Source organism: Shigella sp. FC1661, assembly GCF_001712525.1.
GTDB classification, from domain to species: Bacteria; Pseudomonadota; Gammaproteobacteria; order Enterobacterales; family Enterobacteriaceae; genus Escherichia; species Escherichia coli.
Genome location: NZ_MDGW01000218.1, coordinates 1 through 3,291, shown reverse-complemented (window position 1 = coordinate 3,291; position 3,291 = coordinate 1). Strand labels below are relative to the sequence as shown.

Below are 3,291 nucleotides of genomic sequence, written 5' to 3'. Positions count from 1 at the left end.
ATACCTGACACATCGCTTCAATGGGAAATTGTTGTCGCCATTGTTCGATTAACGCGTATTTTTCAGCGACTCCTGTGCAAAATACGCTGTTGCTTTTTTTAATATATCTCGCTCAAGGCGAGCTTCATTTAACGCCTTACGCAGTTGCAGAATTTCAGATTCCAGTTCAGCCACCGTGCGGGAACCAGGAGTACCGAGCCCTTTTCTGGCGGCGGTAACCCATTGTCCTAAAGTGCCTTCAGGAAGGGATAATCGGGAAGCGCCTTCACTGATCGAAAGTTGATTTTCAAGAACCGTTCTGACAGCTTCGGCTTTGAACTCTTTAGAGTAACGTTGGTTTTTTCTGCTCATTATTAGCTCCTTCTGATGCCATTCTATTTCAGGAAGGAGTGTCCGTTAAACTCAGGCTACCTCATCCTTTCTCCAGATTTCTTGCGTGCGAAAAACACCTTCTGCATGCATCAGGCGTAATTCTTCTTTGGTGTAATCGCTTGTTTTTACCCGCCAGTCGGTAATGCGCCAGCACAGACGTTTCCGGATCGTGATTGCAGTAGCCAGGAATTCTGACGGTGCACATCTGCCCCCGCGCCGCTTTACGTAAATCCACCATTACGCAAACTCCAGTAGCTGCGCGGCCACATTTTCGACTTGTTCCGGAGAGGAAAATTTACGGAACAGGATCCAGTTCAACAGTACATTCAGCACAGATTTATAAACCTGCTGAAACTCGGTTTCGTCCATATTCGCAAACGAGATGGATTTCGCCCTGCGCCCACGGCTACCGTCCGGATAAATATGCTCGGTGTAAAATCCGGCCTGAATGGTTACCCACTCGCGGAAAGCCTCAAACGACTTTAGCAATGCTGTATCTCGGGTTCTGCGTGTCGCAACTGTATTCAGATATTGCTCTGCGGCTTCGCTCAGAGCTGGCGTATGTTCCCGGCCTACTGATTCGCACAGGTACTCAACGAAGCCTGATACCAGTTCTCGTTCGCGAGGCGTAATCGCCCCACCGATCGGAGTCCAGTAATCGAATCCCAGTTGCAGGAGTTTGAAAAAACGCTTGTGGAATGCGTAGTTACGCACACGCTTAAAGTCTGCGTGTATCCACTCACCTGTTTTGATTTGATGCAGAAAATCGCAACTCTCCGGCGTCGCCGGGAGAAGTAATCCGGAAGAGGTTTGTTTGATCAGTTGTATATGGCCATCGGCTTTCTCCGGTGGCACGGTGTTACACAGCAGGAGTTCAATCCTGCTCAAGATTGTAGATGAGTTTATTCTTCAGCAAAAGCAGAAAACCAGCCTTAAAACCAATCTCTTTCAAAACCCGTAATGATGTGACAAATTCGTCCTCACGCAAAATAAAACCGTCCGTCAGAAGTCCATTACAAAAATAAAATAACACAGCACCGCTCTTCCTTTGTTGAGATTGCAAACATCTAATGCGGCAATGGCTGACAATCGCTCCATTCTCAACGCGCACAGCATAGAGGCCATTTTCACTAAAAATTTCACGCAATTCTTCGATTTTCATCTTCAGAATCCTTCCAGATAAATAGCTCTCCCCTGTTCGGGGTCCATCCCTCTTCTCCCTGCGCGCTACTTAAGTGAGTCGATTCTATCTGCGAAGGTGCGCGAATCAAATTCACCAGAAATAAACAACAAAAAACCCGCCGAAACGCTGAGAGATCACAGCGATGGGCGGGTTAAGTGCGGGTGCGTTGAGGATGCCTGACACATCAGAGGTGGGCGGGGATGGGATCAGCTCCCCGCCCGGTCACTCTTACTTCCTGGATTCGTAGTCTACGAAGACAGCGACCTCCGTCTGGCCGGTTCGGATTCGTACCTCACAGAGGTCTTTCCTCGTTACCAGTGCCGTCACTATGACGGTTAAACAGATGACGATCAGGGCGATTAACATCGCCTTTTGCTGCTTCATAGCCTGCTTCTCCTTGCCTTTCGGCATGTAAGAGGCTAACCTACATGTGCAAAGCATGAAATTGGCCTCAGATTAATGTTAAGCGTCTTGCCGGACGCGTAATGTTAACTGGGGCTTTTCTCTATCTGCCTTTTAGTGTTCATGCCTGAAGCAGATAGCCTCAAGCACCCGCAGTCATTCTACTTACCTCGCCAATATGAAATCAATCAGAAAGGTGCCCCATAAAATCACTCCTTCTCTTCTTTACCGTAGTGGAGTTGACCAATTTTGATAAGAGGGCGTCCCTGAGATTTGCGGTGTAGATTGGTATCGCGCAGAGAATACACACAGCCACAATATTCCTGCTGATAGAATTTTTCGCGCTTGCTGATTTCAATCATACGGGACGAGCCTCCCTGCTTGCGCCAGTTATAATCCCAGTACACCATGCCCGGATAATGCGCGACGGCTCGCCGCCCACAGTCGTTAACCTGCTGCATATTTTTCCAGCGTGAAATGCCCAGTGAACTGCTGATCACACTGAAACCATTTTCAGCGGCGTACAGCGCTGTCCGCTCAAAACGCATGTCAAAACACATGGTGCAACGGATCCCTCGTTCGGGCTCCCATTCCATTCCTTTGGCTCGTTCAAACCAGTTGTCTGTGTCGTAATCAGCATCAATAAACGGCACGCCGTGTTGTTCAGCAAAGCGAATATTCTCATCCTTACGAATTAAATACTCTTTCTGAGGATGAATGTTCGGGTTGTAGAAAAAGATGGTGTAGTCGATTCCCGAGGCCTGAAGCGCCTCCATCACCTCACCGGAACATGGAGCACAGCAAGAGTGCAGTAGTAGTTTGTTTGCCCCGTTTGGGAGCTCCAATTTGGGCCGTTTGAAATCAGCAACTGTCATAAATATGTTTATTGGGGTCATAAAAATATCAAAGAGTGTAGCATTAGAACGGGGCTATCGGAAACAGATGTGTGACTGCTCCCCGCCCTTTCGGGCTGAAGTGGCACACTGAATTTGGCCACCTGAACAGAGGTGATATGCTCACCTCAGAACAACACAGGTGCTCCAATGAAAAAAAGAAATTTTAGCGCAGAGTTTAAACGCGAATCCGCTCAACTGGTTGTTGACCAGAAATACACGGTGGCAGATGCCGCCAAAGCTATGGATGTTGGCCTTTCCACAATGACAAGATGGGTCAAACAACTGCGTGATGAGCGTCAGGGCAAAACACCAAAAGCCTCTCCGATAACACCAGAACAAATCGAAATACGTAAGCTGAGGAAAAAGCTACAACGCATTGAAATGGAGAATGAAATATTAAAAAAGGCTACCGCGCTCTTGATGTCAGACTCCCTGAAC

At 47.9% G+C, this 3,291-nt stretch carries 4 protein-coding genes and 3 pseudogenes; 1 reads left to right on the top strand and 6 read right to left on the bottom strand.

What is annotated here, in order from left to right; translation table 11 throughout:
- From BFF42_RS13225 to BFF42_RS13200, 6 genes and pseudogenes are all read right to left on the bottom strand, one after another.
- Positions 1-351: pseudogene (locus tag BFF42_RS13225) on the bottom strand (transposase); the annotation flags it as partial.
- A gap of 51 nt (positions 352-402) precedes the next feature.
- Positions 403-610: pseudogene (locus tag BFF42_RS13220) on the bottom strand (nuclease domain-containing protein).
- Positions 610-1,227 (bottom strand): DUF1367 family protein, encoded by a 618-nt coding sequence (locus tag BFF42_RS13215; RefSeq protein ID WP_001134632.1) that lies wholly within the window; start codon positions 1,225-1,227, stop codon positions 610-612. The pseudogene BFF42_RS13220 and the gene BFF42_RS13215 overlap by 1 nt, the downstream one beginning before the upstream one ends.
- Before the next feature lie 19 nt (positions 1,228-1,246).
- Positions 1,247-1,534 carry a hypothetical protein gene (locus tag BFF42_RS13210; protein ID WP_000687440.1) on the bottom strand — a complete coding sequence of 96 codons (288 nt, stop codon included), beginning with the start codon at positions 1,532-1,534 and terminating at the stop codon, positions 1,247-1,249.
- 249 nt (positions 1,535-1,783) lie between these two features.
- On the bottom strand, positions 1,784-1,939 hold the full coding sequence (gene hokD, locus BFF42_RS13205) for a type I toxin-antitoxin system toxin HokD (protein ID WP_014532198.1): 156 nt from the start codon (positions 1,937-1,939) through the stop codon (positions 1,784-1,786).
- 227 nt (positions 1,940-2,166) lie between these two features.
- Positions 2,167-2,832 (bottom strand): epoxyqueuosine reductase QueH, encoded by a 666-nt coding sequence (locus tag BFF42_RS13200; protein ID WP_012421537.1) that lies wholly within the window; start codon positions 2,830-2,832, stop codon positions 2,167-2,169.
- 168 nt (positions 2,833-3,000) lie between these two features.
- Here BFF42_RS13200 and BFF42_RS13195 point away from each other — a divergent pair.
- A pseudogene (locus tag BFF42_RS13195) lies at positions 3,001-3,291 on the top strand (transposase); the annotation flags it as partial.

Excerpts from the sequence above, each read along its gene's own strand:
- hokD (WP_014532198.1), bottom strand. The coding sequence starts at position 1,939 with ATGAAGCAGCAAAAGGCGATGTTAATCGCCCTGATCGTCATCTGTTTA.
- BFF42_RS13210 (WP_000687440.1), bottom strand. The coding sequence starts at position 1,534 with ATGAAAATCGAAGAATTGCGTGAAATTTTTAGTGAAAATGGCCTCTAT.
- BFF42_RS13200 (WP_012421537.1), bottom strand. The coding sequence starts at position 2,832 with ATGACAGTTGCTGATTTCAAACGGCCCAAATTGGAGCTCCCAAACGGG.